This is a genomic window from Aeromonas sp. HMWF016, assembly GCF_963878195.1.
Taxonomy (GTDB): Bacteria; Pseudomonadota; Gammaproteobacteria; order Enterobacterales; family Aeromonadaceae; genus Aeromonas; species Aeromonas lacus.
The window spans coordinates 30,103-46,043 of sequence record NZ_CAWNWX010000069.1; the positions used below are offsets into that span (position 1 = coordinate 30,103).

A 15,941-nucleotide genomic window follows, 5' to 3' on the forward strand; every position below is an offset into this window, starting at 1 on the left:
CGTACACAGTCAGAAAAGAGAAAGGGCGAACAGCACGCTGTTCGCCCTTTCTTGTGGCCGATGGCCGGGATTAGCCGTTGATGGCGACCGGCATGCCGCTGCGCTGCTCCAGCGCCTGTTTGACCAGCTGGGAGTCGCTGTCGGCGTGGGCAATGAAGCGGGTGATAGCCGGAGTCATCGGCAGCGGTGCCGGCAGACTGGAGTTGAACTCCTCCTCGCTGCGCGAAAGCGGCTGATGCACTTCCAGATAGCGGCGGCCATCCGGCTCGACAGAGGCCTTGAGCGGCTGGTTGATGAACTGGACGCGAGTGCCTACCGGTACCTTCTTGAACAGGTACTCGATGTCATCGTTGCGCAGACGCACACAGCCGTGGCTCACCCGCAGGCCGATACCGAACTGGGCGTTGGTACCGTGGATGGCGTACATCTTGCCGATGTAGAGCGCAAACAGCCCCATGGGGTTGTCCGGGCCGGCCGGCCATACCGCAGGCAGGCTCTCGCCACGGGCGGCGTATTCGGCATGCATCTTGGCAGTCGGAGTCCAGGTCGGGCCCGCTTTCTTGCGCTGCACGCTGGTCACCCAGTTCTCCGGGGTGTCGGTGCCCAGCTGGCCGATGCCGATGGGCAACACTTCCACCACCTTCTTGCCTTTCGGGTAGTAGTAGAGGCGCATCTCGGCCACGTTCAGCACGATCCCTTCACGGGGCGCATCCGGCAGGATCAGCTGATGGGGGATCACCAGCTTCTCGCCGGTCTGCACCAGCAGGGGGTCAGCCTTGGGGTTGGCTTCGATCATGTTGGTCAGCCCCAGCTGGAATTTTGCGGCAATGGCCTCCAGCGGCTGGCCGTTCTCTTCGGCCGGGACCACGTATTCCAGATTTTCCCCCACCAGACGGCTGTTGGCCGCAGGCAGAGCATATTCAACAGCGAAAACCGGCGCAGCGGTCAGCAGCAGGCTGTAGCAGAGTGTTGCCACACTATTGCGAAGGAGCTTCATAACTTTCCCATGATAATGACTGAGTTGACATCTCTGGGCTGACAGCTGATCAGACGAGGATCAGGGGCGCGAAGAGAAGGCCGCCATTTTTCTCCTCTGCAAAGCAAATTTCAACTGACAAGTAGCGGCGGGTCGACGATTAATATCGCTTTTTTTATCCGCCGCCAGCCCCTGTCTGTCGCCCGCTTATCCCTTCTGCCAGAAGCGCATATCGTATCCAGTGGGAGATTGGTGCAACCGCAGATGAAATTGCTCGATGATGGCGAAAATGTGGTCGAAAATATCGGCCTGGATCCCTTCGTACTCGGCCCAGGCGGTGGTCGCGGTAAAGCAGTAGATCTCCAGCGGCAAGCCGTCAGAGGTCGGCGCCAGCTGACGCACCATCAGGGTCATATCCTTGCGAATGCCGGGATGGGCGCGCAGATAGGCATCCAGATAGGCGCGCAGGGTGCCGAGGTTGGTGAGGTGACGGCCGTTGATGGGGCAACTCAAGGCATCGCTCAGCTGCTGGTTGTAACTGCTCAGCTCCTGCTCCTTGCGGGTGAGATAGGGTGCCAGCAGCTGGGCCTGCTTGAGCTGCAACTGCTCGTCGGCCGTCATGAAGCGCACGCTGGTCATGTCGATATTGATGCTGCGCTTGATGCGCCGCCCACCCGATTCGGTCATCCCCTGCCAGTTCTTGAAGGAGTCGGAGATGAGGGCATAGGTGGGAATGGTGGTGACCGTCTTGTCCCAGTTCGACACCTTGACCGTGGTAAGGCCGATATCGGTCACCTCGCCATCGGCGCCATATTTATCCATCTGCAGCCAGTCACCAACGTTCAGCATCCGGTTGGCAGAGAGCTGGATCCCTGCCACCAGACCGAGGATGGGATCCTTGAACACCAGCATCAGCACCGCGGTCATGGCGCCCAGACCGCTGAACAGGAACAGCGGCGACTTGCCAAGCAGCAGGGCAATCATCAGGATGCCGACCAGAATGCTGCCCACCAGCTTGGCCCCCTGGAAAATGCCGCGCAGAGGCAGATCCCGCCACAGCCGGATGTTGCGGCTCACCGCCAGCACGCAGTCGAGCAGGGTAAAGAAGGAGAGCAGCAGGAAGAAGAGGATCCAGAGCTGGGCCGACATCTCGATAAGCTTCAGGCTGTCGGAATTGCGCGGCAGCCAGATCTCCGCCTGACCGAGCAGCACGGCCCCCTGAAAGACGAAAGCAAGCCGGTAGAAGAGACGTTGTTGCAACTGGGGTGGCAGCCACACCTGCTTGGCCCTGCCGAGAATGCCCACCAGCCGCACCAGTAGAAAGCGGTGCAACATCATATGCAGCAGCAGCGAGGTGACGAGGATGAAAGCGAGCGCAATCACCAGCCCCATCATGCCGGTCACCTCGACCCCAAGCTCCGACAGCCAGTTAAAAAACGTCTCTTTCATTCCTCTCCCCCTATGCTGCAATGCCAAAACGTGGCCGTCAGGGTAACGCCCCGAGCCTCCAAGTCAAATAACGGGTCGCCACAAACGACAACGCCCGGCAAAAGCCGGGCGTTGTGATGAGACCGATTGGCGTTAGCCGACCAGACCCAGGGCATCGCGGGCGATGACCAGCTCTTCGTTGGTCGGGATCACCATGGCGCAACGGCTGTCGGCGGTAGTGATGCGGCCTTCGCCACCCAGTACAGCAGCGTTGTTCGCCTCTTTGTCCACCTTGAAGCCGAACAGGGCCAGACGCGCCAGCACCATCTCGCGCACCATGGCGGCGTTCTCACCGATACCACCGGTGAATACCACGGCGTCCAGACGACCGTCCATCGCAGCGGCGTAGGCGCCGACATACTTGGCTACACGGTAGGTGAAGACATCCAGCGCACGCTTGGCACCGGCGTCGGTAGCGTAGTTGGTAGTGACATAGCGACAGTCGCTGCTCGCTTCGGTCATACCCAGCAGACCGGACTCACGGGTCAGGGTGTGGTTGATCTGCTCCACGCTGTAACCAAGCTGGTCGTGCATGAAGAAGACCACAGCTGGATCGATGTCGCCACAACGGGTGCCCATCGCCAGACCTTCCAGCGGAGTCAGGCCCATGGAGGTGTCAACAGATTCGCCGTTCTTGATGGCGCAAACGGAAGCACCGTTGCCCAGGTGGCAGTTGATGATGTTCAGTTCGTTCAGCGGCTTGCCCAGCTCTTTGGCCGCCTCTTCCGCGATGTAGCGGTGGGAGGTGCCGTGCGCGCCGTAACGACGGATGCCGTGCTCGCTGTAGAGCTTGTAAGGCAGCGCGTAGAGGTAGGCCTCCTGCGGCAGGGTCTGGTGGAACGCGGTGTCGAACACGGCCACGTTCTTGTCAGCCAGTTGCGGGAACACCTTGAGCGCAGCGCGGATACCGATGAGGTGAGCCGGGTTGTGCAGCGGGGCGAACGGGATAGCGGCTTCGATGCCGGCGATCACGCTGTCATCGATGCGAACGGAACGGGAGAACTGCTCGCCACCGTGTACGATGCGATGGCCGATGGCCACCAGCTGACCGGCCAGAGACGGATCCTGCGGCAGGATGTGGCCCACGATGTGGTCGAGCGCTTCCTGGTGAGCGGCACCCGCTCCCAGCATGGCTTCGCCCTTGACCCCGTGGAGTTTCCATTTGATACGTGCATCATCCAGATTGAAGCATTCGGCCAGGCCGGACAGCATGTCCTCACCTGTTTCGGCGTCCATTACGGCAAATTTCAGGGAAGAGCTACCGCAGTTAAGGATCAGTACCAACTTGCTCATTTTCTACATCTTCCTGTGCTTCGGCTTTATGCCGACAGTGTCGTGTCATCCAAAAGAGGATGGGATTCCCCTGCCGGGGGCTTATGGTCGCAGGAGGGTGCGTCCAATTTTTCAATTCTTGCTCTTGAAAGAGTCATCGCCACTTGTGGTGCGTATCACTCGTTTCAATGCTTGCGAGTCTCGACGCATCAGCTGCGCAGGGCTCGCTTCAATGGGGATGCTCAGGCGATGGCCAGCAGATCCCGGTGTACCTTGACCACCAGCTTCTTCACTTTGGCGGGCTGGTTGCGCGTACAGAGCGGGCGATGCAGTTCGCCCGGCCAGAAGATAGCGAAATCGCCCGGTTGCAGCGCCAGATAGGTAGTCTGCTCGTCATCGACAAACCAGAGGTCAGGATGGGGATGATCAGCACCTTCGTCTGCATACTCATGAGGCCCGACACCGATCCACTCTTCGCCTGCCAGCAGCAGCTGGATATCGAGATAGTCGCGGTGGAACTCGCCACGGCGATCCGCAGCCGGCTCGGTCATCTCCTCGCTCACCAGACAGAACAGCTTGAGGCCGTCGATCTCGCTCTTGCCAAGGGGCGCCTCGCGCCAGAGGGCAACGCTTTTGACCACCTCAACCATGATGCGATCCAGCGGGGCAGGCAGCGGCGTACGCTGCAAAGTATTCAGGCTACCGGTGATCATGGTGCGAGCATCTTCCTGTTAGGTATATCTGCGCGGCATCTTTGCCGCCCAATGAAAAAGGACCTGTTACAGGTCCTTCGATAATGCCCCCGGCGATCCGTGCAGAGGGATTAGAGCTAATGCTCACATTCAGCATATTGGGGCACTGTTACACACTCATCCGGTGGTTGCCAAGAGCGTGAACCCCATTTTTCGGGTGATCGTACCAGCTGAAACCATATTATTCACCACCCTTTTGCCGGCGACTTTGACCAGACGCAAAAACGGGAGCATCTGCTCCCGTTTTTTTCACGCAACCGGTTTCATTCAAGCCTTGCCGGCGTTTTCTACCGGTTTGGCATACATGGCACGCCAGATTGCCTTGTGCTCTTCCGGCACCTCCGACTGACGGGTCAGGAAGGCCGCCTGCTCGATGGTGTTGGCCTTGCCGGAGACATCTGCCGCCAGATAGTTGCTCGGGAAGAGGCGGTAGCTGCTCCAGATCGCCTTGTCGATCAGCGCCGCCAGCTCATCCGGATCGCTGAAGCCCTCGGTAATCGGCGCGCCGAAGGCAACGTGTACCCGCCCCTTCATGCCGACGATGCCGGCAACGATGCTCTCGATATCCTCGAACTCGCCCTTCTCGTAGCTGCCGTTGACCGACTTCTCGTAGAGCTCGCGTGCCTTCGCCTTGTCGGTGGGGTCCAGCTCGTAGCTGATGCTGACCGGCACGATATTGAGGCTGCGCATGTAGTCGACGAAATCGATCTTCTGCTTCTTGCCGTCGACGTAGAACATCTTGAGGATGGCCGGATCCGTCTTGTCATCGCCATTCTTGGCGCGCCCTTCCTTCTGGGCGATCCAGATGGAGTGGCCTTCATGCACCGACTGGCCGATGTAGGCGGAGAGCTCGCCGAGCGCCTTCATCATCTCCCGCGGCCCCTTGGCGGAGCGCTTGACGATAAAGCTCTTGTTGAGCTTCATCAGCTCGGTGGCGCAGGGTTTACGCAGCAGGTTGTCGCCGATGGCGATGCGGACCGTGTCAAAACCGTGGGTATAGAGACCCCAGTTGACGAAGGCCGGATCCATGGCGATGTCCCTGTGGTTGGAAACGAACAGGTAGCCCTGCTCCTTCTTCAGATGCTCGATCCCCGAGAAGGTCACCCCCTTGGTGGAGGTAGCGATCATCCGGGACATATAGTTGGTCACCCCGACCTGCACCTGATGCACTGTGGTCACTTTTGACCACTTGTAGCGCAGCACTTGGCGGATCAACGGGCGAATGGCCCAGCCCAGCCAGCTCATCAGGGAGCCAAAACGGTATTTGGCGATGGCACCGATAAATTCATCATCCTGGATCAGCCGTTCGATGGCCGCCGGCACTTCTTCATCGCGGTAAGGGCGAATATCCGCGAATCTGTCAACTTCAGTCACAATGTCAGCCTTGCATGCTAGGAAACCGCAGCCAACCCGCGTTGGCCGGGGAAAATTCAGGGCGCAATTTTACACGCTTTTATGGCAAGGGGTATGAGACAAGCATGAATAGTGAGATCTGACCAGTTAATTAATCGGATATCAGGGCCAGGGTGACGGCAGCCTCGGCATGAATGGCGGTGGTGTCGTAGAGCGGCACGGCCGCCTGCACCTCCCCGACCAGCAGGGCAATCTCGGTGCAACCGAGGATCACCGCCTCGGCGCCGGCAGCCGCCAGCCCCTCGATAATGGCCAGATACTCGGCGCGCGATGCGTCGCGGATCTCGCCCAGACAGAGTTCGTCATAGATGATGCGATGGACCAGCTCCCGCTCAGCCTCGACAGGCACCAGCACCTCCAGCCCGAAGTGCGCCTGCAGCCGTCCCTTGTAGAAATCCTGCTCCATGGTAAAGCGGGTGCCGAGCAGGCCGACCCTTTGTATCCCGTCCGCTTGCAGGCGGCGCGCGGTGGCATCGGCGATATGGAGCAGCGGGATGTCGATGGCGGCCTCAATCTCGGGCGCCACCTTGTGCATGGTGTTGGTGCCGATCAGCAAGAAATCGGCGCCGCCATCCTGCAGTCTGCGCGCTTCGGTCGCCAGCAGGCGGGCAGTGGCTGGCCAGTCACCGGCATGCTGCAGCCGCTCGATAACGGCAAAGTCGACACTGTTGAGCAGCACCCGCGCCGAGTGCAAGCCACCGAGCTTGGCCCGCACCCCGCGGTTGAGCGCCTGATAGTAACTGACGGTGGACTCCCAGCTCATGCCACCCAGCAGACCGATACATTTCATAACAACTCCTTTCATCCCAAGGTAAGGCTGTGCCACACCACCTTGCAGGCAAGGCAATACGGGCGAGATAAAAAAGGCCCCGCAGGGCCAACAAGACAGCCGGTAAAGGCCCGGGTAAACCCCGGGCTAAATCCAGATCATCAGCACGCAGGCCGCCGTGGCGATCCCCATGCCGAGGTTAAAACGGCGCCAGCCACGGGCGGTGCGGATAAGACGGCGCACCTGGGCGCCGAACAGTACCCAGAAAGCACCGGTATAGAGGCCGGTCACAAAGAAGATGGCGAGCACCCAGATGGCGGATGGCCAGTAGGCCTCTCCCGACAGGGTAAAACCGCTGATGGCGGAGAGCGCCATCATCCACGCCTTGGGGTTGAGCAGTTGCAGCATGGCCCCCTGATGGGCGGGAATGAGCGGCCGGTTGCCCTCGGCCGGGCCGCTGGCAGTCGCCACCTTCCACGCCAGCCAGAGCAAATACGCCGAGCCAATAAGCTTGAGCCCGTCGTGCAACAGCGGCACCTTCTCGAACACCACGCCAAGCCCCAGCGCGGTAGCGAGGATCATCAGGTTGATCCCCCCGACCACCCCCACCAGCAGCGGCAGCGTGCGGCGAAATCCCTGCGCCGCCCCGGCGCTGGTGAGCAGCATATTGTTTGGCCCCGGCGTACCGCAGGTGACCAGCGCAAACCCCGCGAGGGGCAGTACCCAGTTCAGATCCATCTCAACCTCGTTCAGACCACATATCGGACTGTCTGCCAGACAATCCGCCGGATAAAGCAGCCCACCAATATGCAGAACCCGCAGCCCGACCACAAGAAGAAAGCGGGCGAGAAAAGCCTCAATACCAGAGCATCACCACGCAGAGAGCGGTAAGCAGACCGAGGGAACCGTTGAGCCGCCGCCAGCCCCGATCCGAGCTGATCCAGTTGCTCAGCTGATGGCCGAACAGCACCCAGACAAAGCAGACCGGCAGCGCCACCAGCACAAACATGACCATCACCGCCAGCTGACTCGGCCAGTAACTGGCGCCGGGCAGGCTGAACAGACTGATGGCGGAGATCCCCATCATCCACGCCTTGGGGTTGAGAAACTGGAACCCCAACCCCTCCAGCAGGGTCAGCGGACGGGCACTCCGCGCCGGATCCCCCGGCGCGCCCGCTACCGCGATACGCCAGGCCAACCACAACAGATAGAGGCTGCCGAAGATCTGCAAGCCGAGGCGCAGCAAGGGCCAGTGCTCGAACAGGGGATAGAGCCCCAGCGCCAGCACCAGCTGCAGCACAGGTTGCCCCAGCGCTACGCCAAACAGGTGTGGCAGGGTGCGCCGCACGCCAAAGTTGGCGCCGGAGGCCGTCAGCATCAAGTTATTGGGGCCGGGCGTGCCGCAGGTGAGCACAGCGAAGCCAAACAGGGTGGCATACCATTCGAACGTCATAAGCGACTCCTCTCTTGAAAGTAGATTGTATCGATACAATCAACCTTCAACGGTTGTTATAAGGTTGAAATTCACGCTATATTGCCCTCACGTTTCGATCAATGGATTTATTGTCACCATGACAATCTGGACACCGGATCTCTCCGCCTTCGATGGCCCCCTCTACCTCAGACTGGCCAGCGCCATCGAGCAGGCCATTTTGGATGGCTCGCTGCCGGCCCAAACTCGTCTGCCCACTCACAGGGCGCTGGCGGACAAGCTGGGGGTCACGGTAGGCACAATCACCCGCGCCTACAGCGAAGCGGAACGGCGCGGGCTGGTCGCCGCACGGGTCGGCCACGGCACCTGGGTTAAAGGAGCGAGCACGAATCCCGCCAATCAGTGGGTAATCCGCACCGAGGAGGGGCCGCGCATCGAGTTGTGGCAGAACCTGCCGGTGCAGCTCGATCGAGCCGCGCTGATCCGCCCGCTGCTGGAAAACCTGAGTCAGGGGGATCTCAATCTGCTGCTCGGTTATGGCAAGGAGGCGGGCCAGCCGGATCAGCGCCAGCGCTTTATCGAGTGGCTGACAAGGCAGGGCATTGCAGCGCAAGAGGAGCGACTGCTGTTCAGCCACGGAGCCCAGCACGGCATCATGCTGGCCATGCTGGCAACCGGCTGTGTCGGCGAGAGTCTGATGTGCGAGGGGCTCAGCTATCCCGGCATGCTGGGCAATGCCCGCCAGCTGAAGAATCAGGTCATCGGCCTTGCCATGGATGAGGAGGGACTGCTGCCCGATGCGTTGGAGGCAGCCTGCCGCAGCCGGCGAGCCAGAGTGCTCTACCTCACCCCTACCCTGCAAAATCCCACCACCGCCACCATGTCGCTGGCGCGGCGCGAGGCCATCGTCGCTATTGCCCGCCGGCACGATCTGCTGATCATCGAGGATGACGTCAACGGCCTGCTGCCGGAGCCCCATCAGGTGCCGCTGGTCAATCTGGCGCCGGAGCGGGTCATCTACCTCGGCAGTCTGGCCAAGATCGCCTGCGGCGGCATGCGGGTCGGCTTCGTGCTGGCGCCTGACCACCTCAAGCAGGCCTTCGCCCAGGCGATGCGCCTCTCCAGCTGGATGGTGAGCCCCCTGCTGGTCGAGCTGGCCTGCCAGCTGGTGAGCCAGCCGGGGATCGACCAGCTGATCCGCGAGCAGCGGCAGACTCTGGCACGTCGTGGCGAGCTGCTGCGCCACCTGCTGCCCGGCGCGCGCTGGCAGCCGGGCAGCATGCACGCCTGGCTGCCGCTGCCCGAGCCGTGGCGCAGTCAGGAGTTCGCCGCCGCAGCCGATGCCCTTGACGTCGGGGTAGCGAGCGGGGAACACTTCGCCGCCGGCCAGTTTGCCGCCCCGCAGGGGGTACGCCTGAGCCTGAGCCAGCCCGCTACCGATGCCCGCGTAGCCGAAGGGCTGGAGCGGCTGGCCCAGCTGCTGCGGGGCACGCCCCCCAGCAATCCCCTGCTATAGTCTGCCCTGCCAACCACAGTGACCCGTCAAGGAGATACCATGCCCCGCTTCAGAGCCACCCTGCTCGCCTCAACCCTGCTGCTGGGCGGGTGCGCCTCGCCAGCCCATCAACAGCTGGGGGTAGTCATCACGGGTCTGGAGGGGGAGCTGCAACGGCTGGAGGAAGAGCTGGCGGCCATGAACGGCCTCAACTATCAGAAGGCGATCGATGCACCGCTCAGCTTGCGCCGCTATCTGAAGGCACCAACCCCCACGCCGGAGGGATTGGTGCCGATTCGCAGCCAGCTGCAGGATGGGCCGCGGCTCAGCTATGACTACCGGTTACCGGCGGGGATGAGCACCCTGCCGCTGGATAATCCCTGCCAGCGCTACGAATTCGAGCTGCGCCACCTTGGCCACCTCGGGCAGCTCGAACTAAGCTGGCAAGGTGCCGGGGGAGAAGGGGAGCGCATGATCAGGCAGACCGAGTGCAGCTTCCCGGCCAAGACAAGCAAGATGTGATAACTGCTCATCATGCCCCATCCCGCACGCTGCTGACTACTGTCAACTTTTCACCCGCCCAAGACTGGGCCCAAGTGTCTCTTGGCTCTACCATGATCCATTCAGGGATTGGCAAAAAGGGAGTGTTGCATGGCGATATTGCTGCTTGATGAGGATCCTCTGTTGCGCAGCGCCATCATCCGGCAACTGACCGAACAGGGCGTACTGGCCGAGCATATTCACTATCACAACCACCCGGAACATGGGCACAACGGCCTGCTTGCCCTGCTCCAGCAACAACCGTTTGATGCCATCATCTGCCAGCAGGACAAGCAGCAGGGGCTTGAAGGGGCCCGTCTGCTCCACGAGGCGCACTACCTCGGCCTGCTGCAACCCGGTTGCGTCCTGCTGCTGCTCGATGCCGACGCCAGCGAGCAGGAGTTTCTCCCCTCGGATCTCTACTTCTCCCTCTATCTGCCGCTCCCCTTTATGACCGGTCAGCTCGACGAGGTTCTGCGCCAGCTGGTACACCTGAGCGCCCTCACCCCCTCCCTCAGCGCCCCCATCGCCCTGCGGGAGTGGCAGATCGCTACCGCCACCTGTGAAGACCTGCTGTTCCAGCCGGAACATCGGGAGCTCAACCCCTGGCTGGATCGACTCAAGGGTTATCTGCTGCTGCAATCCACCGATCAGATGGCAGCCGCCCAGCACTATGCCCTCTGTGCCAACGAATACCGCACCAGCTGGCCCAGAGCCGGCCTCTTCTACAGCCTGCTCGGGCTGGGCAGACTGCAAAGCGCACTCACCGATCTGCAGCGCCATCAGGATACTTTACCGCTGGCCATCAAGCGGGAGCTGACGCTGGCCAGCCAGCTCCACCAACATCAGTGGCAAACCGCCTGGAGCACGCTGCAGGAGCTGCAAAAAATCCGCCCCCACCAGCCACGCTGGCACCAGCTGGCCATGCTGCTGGGGTTGATCTTGCAGGATGAGGATAAGGTGCTGGAGCAGGTCCACAGCCTCAACCTGCGCTATTTCGGTGAGCTGCATCCCCGCCAGTCGCTGGAGAGCTTCATGCTGAGCGCGGCGCTGGCGGTACTGTGGCAGAGCCCCTCCGCCAACCGGATCCGCTCCCTGCAGCAGGAGTGGGCTCACCTCAAGCGCACAGTGACCCTGCAAGCGCACGAATACGAGCTGCTGCAGGCGCTGAAGCTGGGGCTGGAGTACCGCTTCGACGAGGCATTGATCCTCATCTCGCACCATCAGCCGGATCAGGCAAGCACCAGCCATGTCACCCTGCTGCTCGGCTTTGCCGTCAGCCAGTTCTGCGGGCTGCCGCACCATGCGAGCCGCTACCTGACCCAGCTCTCTGAATATCGCATCCGGGTCGCCCCCCATCCCCTCACCCGCCAGCTCTTTCACCATCTGGTGAGCGAGCTGGGAGTGCGCCTGACGGCCCGTGAACAGCGCCTCACCGAGCTGCGCCAGACCCGCCACCGGGCGATGCACATCGGCGACCACCAGCTGGCGTTGCAGGCGGGATTGCAACTGCAGGAGGAGTTCCCCGCTCTGCCCGGCGATGCCTGGCAACTGCTGGAGCTGCTGCAACACAGTTGGCCCGCCGGCATGGCGGCGCCCAAGGTGGCGCTGGTGGTGGACCGGTTGGAGCGACGCCTGCGCCATAGCCCCGCCTTTCTGGAGCAGCACGGGGAGCAGTATCGCCAGACCCTGAGCGAGATCCGCAGCCACCTGCAACCCCAGCTCTCCGGCAGCATGCCTGCGAGCAATGCCGGCAAGCCGCCGGCGTCGTAAAGCCCAACCGACCTGTGAGCCTCAATGCGAGAGGGGAGCCATGGCTCCCCTCTCTTATTCCGGTTATCAGTGCCCGTTTAGCCATAGGCTGTGAGCTGGCTGGTGCGATTCAGAGCCCGTCCGGCGTCAGTGCAACCCGCAGAAAATCCTTCCAGCTGATGATGCCGACCAGAGCGCCGTTTTCCAGCACCGGCAGGCAGGAGACATTCTTCTCCAGCATCAGCTGCACGCCCTCGCGCACGGTGAGCTGGGGGGCGATGGTGACGGGGTGGCGGCTCATGATCTGGTGCGCCCGCTTGGTGAGGGTTTCGGTATCGCGGGTCATCTCGGCCTCGGAGTCGAGATAGGGGCTGATGGCGCGAAACAGGTCGCGGTCGGAGATGACCCCCACCAGCTCCTCCTCCTCCAGCACCAGCAGATGGCGAAAGTGGGCCTGCTCGAAGATATCCTTGATGACGCTGAGCCGATCATCCATCGACACGGTGGCAACCCGGGTCGTCATAATATCCCTGATAAGCATGCTAACCTCCCGTAACCAAACTGGTTTCTCTGTTATGGCATGTTTTTGTCATACCAGCCATAGCGAGCCGCGCGCCAAAGTGCAAATCTGCGCCTTTTCACGTAAGATCCGCGCCAGTTTTTCTCCTCCATTTTTGAGCAAGCAGATCCCACCCATGATAGTTGCCAGTCAAATCGAACTGATCCGCGGCGGCCGCAAGCTGCTGGACAACGCCTCCGCCACCATTCACCCGGGCCACAAGGTGGGTCTGGTGGGCAAAAACGGCTGTGGCAAGTCCACCTTTTTTGCACTGGTACGGGGGGAGCTGGCCATCGACAGCGGCAGCTTCAGCCTGCCCGCCGGCTGGCAGATTGCGGGCGTGGCGCAGGAGACCCCGGCGCTCGATTGCTCCGCCCTCGACTATGTGATCGACGGCGACAAGGAGTTCCGCGCGCTGGAGGCCGAGCTCGCCCGGGCCGAGCAGGATGACAACGGCCTGCTGGTAGCCGAGCTGCACAGCAAGCTCGACACCATCGGCGCCTACAGCATCCGCGCCCGCGCCGCCGAGCTGCTGCACGGCCTCGGCTTTGCCGACGAGCAGCTGAGCTCGCCGGTGCGCAGCTTCTCCGGTGGCTGGCGCATGCGCCTCAACCTCGCCCAGGCGCTGCTCTGCCGCTCCGATCTGCTGCTGCTCGATGAACCGACCAACCACCTGGATCTCGACGCCGTCATCTGGCTGGAGAAGTGGCTCAAGGGCTATCAGGGCACGCTGGTACTGATCTCTCACGACCGCGACTTCCTCGATTCGGTCATCAGCCGCATCATCCATATCGAAAACGGCAAGCTCAACGAATACACCGGCGGCTACTCCGACTTCGAACTGCAACGCGCCGAACATCTGGCCCAGCAGCAGTCGATGTACGAGAAGCAGCAGCGGGAGATGGCCCACATGCAATCCTATGTGGACCGCTTCCGCTACAAGGCCTCCAAAGCCCGTCAGGCCCAGAGCCGCCTGAAAGCGATGGAGCGGATGGAGAAGATCCTGCCCGCCCACGCCGACTCCGAATTCAGCTTCGAGTTTCGCGAGCCGTCGGCCCTGCCGACCCCGCTCATCGCCATGGAGAACCTCTCTGCCGGTTACGGCGACAAGGTGATCCTCGAGAAGATCAAACTCAATCTGGTACCGGGTTCCCGTATCGGTCTGCTCGGTCGCAACGGAGCCGGTAAATCGACCTTTATCAAGATGCTGGCCGGCTCCAACCCGCCGCTCTCCGGCAAGCTCGAAGTGAGCGCCGGGGTGAGCATCGGTTATTTTGCCCAGCATCAGCTGGAGACCCTGCGTCTCGACGACACCCCGCTCGATCATCTGGTGCGCCTCGCGCCGGACAAGACCGAGCAGGAGCTGCGCAACTATCTGGGCAGCTTTGGCTTTCACGGTGACAAGGCGCTCGACAAGGTGGCCCCCTTCTCCGGCGGCGAAAAGGCGCGGCTGGTGCTGGCCCTGATCACCTGGCAAAAGCCCAACCTCTTGCTGCTCGATGAACCGACCAACCACCTGGATCTGGAGATGCGCCACGCCCTGACCATGGCACTGCAAGGCTTCGAAGGGGCCATGGTGGTGGTCTCCCACGACCGGCACCTGCTGCGCACCACCACCGACGACTTCTATCTGGTGCACGGTGGTCGGGTCGAGCCGTTCGACGGCGATCTGGACGACTACCACAAGTGGCTCGGCGAGCAGGAGAAAGAGGCCAACGCCAAACCGGCCGATGGCCCCGTCTCCGCCAACTCGGCGGTGGCGCGCAAGGATCAGAAGCGACGCGAGGCGGAGTTCCGGCAAGCGACCCGTCCGCTGCGCCAGAAACTCGAAAAGCTCGAAGCGAGCATGGAGAAGCTGCAGGGCAAGCTGGCCGATATCGAGAGCCAGCTCGCCGATCCAGCCATCTACGAGGAGAGCGCCAAGCAGAAACTCTCCGAACTACTCAAGTCCCAGGGCCCCATCAAGGAGGAGCTGGAGAACGTCGAGATGGAGTGGATGAGCCTCTCCGAGGAGCTGGAAACCATGGAGCAGGAATTCCTTGCGTGACGAAATGCTGATGGCCCCGGAGCGGATCGCTGCCGATGAACTCCCCTCCCCGCGCGGCTTCTGGCAGTGGAGCGGCGAGGTGTATGGCGCCCGCAGTCATGACTGGCTCACCGTGCAAGAGCTGGGGGGCAGCGTCAATCTGGCCCTGCTGCTGCATCGCCTCGATGAGCTCATGATCCCGGTCGACCTGCTCGACCTGCAGCCCGCCCTGCTGCAAACCGAAGCCGTGCTGACCCCCTGGCGCGCCCTGCGCAAAAACGCCAAGGGGCGGCTCGGCGAATCCGAATATCAGGCCATGCTGGCCCACGAGCTGGAGCTGGAACGGCTCCAGCAGGGGGTGCTGCTGCAAACCCTGCGCAGCCTCACCCTGGTGCGCGGCAAGAGCCAGAATCTGTTGAACTATCTATCGCTACTGGGGGCCACGCAGGGCCCCCTCAGAGACCTAATATGCTGAGTTATCGCCACGCCTTTCACGCCGGCAACCACGCCGACGTACTGAAACACACCGTTCAGGCCCTGATCATCGAGTCCCTCAAGAAGAAGGAGAAACCCTTCATCGTGCTGGACACCCATGCCGGTGGCGGTCTCTATGACCTGCGCGGCGAGTGGTCGCAGAAGAAGGCAGAGTATGCCGACGGTATCGGCCGACTGTGGGACGAGCGCGGCCAGTGGCCCGCCATGGCCCCCTATTTCGCCGTTATCGAGGAGATGAACCAGAACGGTGAGCTGCACTACTACCCCGGCTCGCCGGAGCTCTCCCGCCGCCTCACCCGCGAGCAGGACAAGCTGGCGCTGATGGAGCTGCACAACAACGAAGTGGAAGATCTGCGCGCCAACATGGGTTACGACCCGCGCGTTGCCGTCCACCATCGTGACGGCTTCGAGGGGCTGGTCGCCCTGCTGCCGCCCACCCCGCGCCGCGGGCTGGTGCTGATCGACCCGCCCTATGAGCTCAAGGAAGATTACTTCGCGGTGGTCGATACCCTGAAAAAGGCGCAGAAGCGCTGGGCCACCGGCATCTACGCCCTCTGGTATCCCATTCTGGGTGAAGAGGCGGACAAATCCCGCGACATGCTGCGCGCCATCAAGCGCGAGAACTTCGGTAACGTGCTGGTGGCCGAGCTGGAAGTGGCCGGTCAGACCAAGGATTGGGGTATGAACGGCTCAGGCATGCTGATCATCAGCCCGCCCTGGATGCTGGACGAGCAGATTGAAGCCTTCCTCAAACCCCTCTGTGCCAAACTGGCGCAGGGCGCCGGCGCCCAGTACAAGGTCGAGTGGCTCAACAAGGTCGAAGAGTAAGCCCGCACCAGCCCGCTCCGGCGCCCGATCAAGGCGCCAGCGAGACGATCAGTCAAGCCGTTCACTGTGGCTATGCCGCCAAAGAGAAGCCCCGTTCAGGGGCTTCTTGTTTTTTACCCGCCAGCGCTTTTACCCACCGACACG

15 protein-coding genes are annotated in these 15,941 nt (G+C 61.9%); 6 read left to right on the plus strand and 9 right to left on the minus strand.

Features of this window, described 5'->3' with window-relative positions:
* Nucleotides 1-70: 70 nt before the first annotated feature.
* From AACS24_RS09985 to AACS24_RS10020, 8 genes are all read right to left on the minus strand, one after another.
* Complete coding sequence (locus tag AACS24_RS09985; RefSeq protein WP_033113768.1) at nt 71-997, minus strand: L,D-transpeptidase family protein; 927 nt, start codon at nt 995-997, stop codon at nt 71-73.
* Between the two features lie 186 nt (nt 998-1,183).
* Nucleotides 1,184-2,425 carry a mechanosensitive ion channel family protein gene (locus AACS24_RS09990; RefSeq protein WP_108573474.1) on the minus strand — a complete coding sequence of 414 codons (1,242 nt, stop codon included), beginning with the start codon at nt 2,423-2,425 and terminating at the stop codon, nt 1,184-1,186.
* Between the two features lie 132 nt (nt 2,426-2,557).
* Nucleotides 2,558-3,757, minus strand: coding sequence for an acetate kinase (locus AACS24_RS09995; RefSeq protein ID WP_033113766.1), 1,200 nt, complete (start codon nt 3,755-3,757; stop codon nt 2,558-2,560).
* A gap of 221 nt (nt 3,758-3,978) precedes the next feature.
* Nucleotides 3,979-4,449 (minus strand): YhcH/YjgK/YiaL family protein, encoded by a 471-nt coding sequence (locus AACS24_RS10000; RefSeq protein WP_071912874.1) that lies wholly within the window; start codon nt 4,447-4,449, stop codon nt 3,979-3,981.
* A 306-nt stretch (nt 4,450-4,755) separates the two neighbouring features.
* Nucleotides 4,756-5,862: a 1-acyl-sn-glycerol-3-phosphate acyltransferase gene (locus tag AACS24_RS10005; RefSeq protein WP_033113764.1), complete on the minus strand. Its 1,107-nt coding sequence runs from the start codon at nt 5,860-5,862 to the stop codon at nt 4,756-4,758.
* Nucleotides 5,863-5,992: 130 nt separating this feature from the next.
* Complete coding sequence (locus AACS24_RS10010; protein ID WP_108573476.1) at nt 5,993-6,691, minus strand: aspartate/glutamate racemase family protein; 699 nt, start codon at nt 6,689-6,691, stop codon at nt 5,993-5,995.
* A gap of 126 nt (nt 6,692-6,817) precedes the next feature.
* Entirely contained in the window at nt 6,818-7,408 is a 591-nt protein-coding gene (locus tag AACS24_RS10015; protein ID WP_108573478.1) for a LysE family translocator, read from the minus strand.
* Nucleotides 7,409-7,526: 118 nt separating this feature from the next.
* Nucleotides 7,527-8,123, minus strand: a complete 597-nt coding sequence (locus tag AACS24_RS10020) for a LysE family translocator (protein WP_108573480.1) — start codon at nt 8,121-8,123, stop codon at nt 7,527-7,529.
* A 118-nt stretch (nt 8,124-8,241) separates the two neighbouring features.
* Between AACS24_RS10020 and AACS24_RS10025 the strand changes: the two genes are divergently transcribed.
* The 3 genes from AACS24_RS10025 (at nt 8,242) to AACS24_RS10035 (ending at nt 11,910) form a co-directional block, all read left to right on the plus strand.
* Entirely contained in the window at nt 8,242-9,618 is a 1,377-nt protein-coding gene (locus AACS24_RS10025; RefSeq protein WP_108573482.1) for an aminotransferase-like domain-containing protein, read from the plus strand.
* A 39-nt stretch (nt 9,619-9,657) separates the two neighbouring features.
* Nucleotides 9,658-10,119 (plus strand): hypothetical protein, encoded by a 462-nt coding sequence (locus AACS24_RS10030; RefSeq protein ID WP_108573484.1) that lies wholly within the window; start codon nt 9,658-9,660, stop codon nt 10,117-10,119.
* 129 nt (nt 10,120-10,248) lie between these two features.
* Nucleotides 10,249-11,910: a hypothetical protein gene (locus tag AACS24_RS10035; RefSeq protein ID WP_108573486.1), complete on the plus strand. Its 1,662-nt coding sequence runs from the start codon at nt 10,249-10,251 to the stop codon at nt 11,908-11,910.
* A gap of 109 nt (nt 11,911-12,019) precedes the next feature.
* Here the strand turns inward: AACS24_RS10035 and AACS24_RS10040 are convergent, their stop codons facing one another.
* Complete coding sequence (locus AACS24_RS10040) at nt 12,020-12,430, minus strand: CBS domain-containing protein (RefSeq protein WP_108573488.1); 411 nt, start codon at nt 12,428-12,430, stop codon at nt 12,020-12,022.
* Between the two features lie 154 nt (nt 12,431-12,584).
* Between AACS24_RS10040 and AACS24_RS10045 the strand changes: the two genes are divergently transcribed.
* The 3 genes from AACS24_RS10045 to AACS24_RS10055 are packed head-to-tail and all read left to right on the plus strand — an operon-like array spanning nt 12,585 to nt 15,797.
* The gene (locus AACS24_RS10045; RefSeq protein ID WP_108573490.1) at nt 12,585-14,495 is read left to right on the plus strand and encodes an ABC transporter ATP-binding protein; all 1,911 of its coding nucleotides are present in this window, start codon (nt 12,585-12,587) and stop codon (nt 14,493-14,495) included.
* Nucleotides 14,488-14,949 carry a DUF2390 domain-containing protein gene (locus tag AACS24_RS10050; protein ID WP_181364364.1) on the plus strand — a complete coding sequence of 154 codons (462 nt, stop codon included), beginning with the start codon at nt 14,488-14,490 and terminating at the stop codon, nt 14,947-14,949. Before AACS24_RS10045 ends, AACS24_RS10050 begins: the two co-directional genes overlap by 8 nt.
* Entirely contained in the window at nt 14,943-15,797 is an 855-nt protein-coding gene (locus tag AACS24_RS10055; protein ID WP_108573492.1) for a 23S rRNA (adenine(2030)-N(6))-methyltransferase RlmJ, read from the plus strand. Before AACS24_RS10050 ends, AACS24_RS10055 begins: the two co-directional genes overlap by 7 nt.
* Nucleotides 15,798-15,941: the final 144 nt, after the last annotated feature.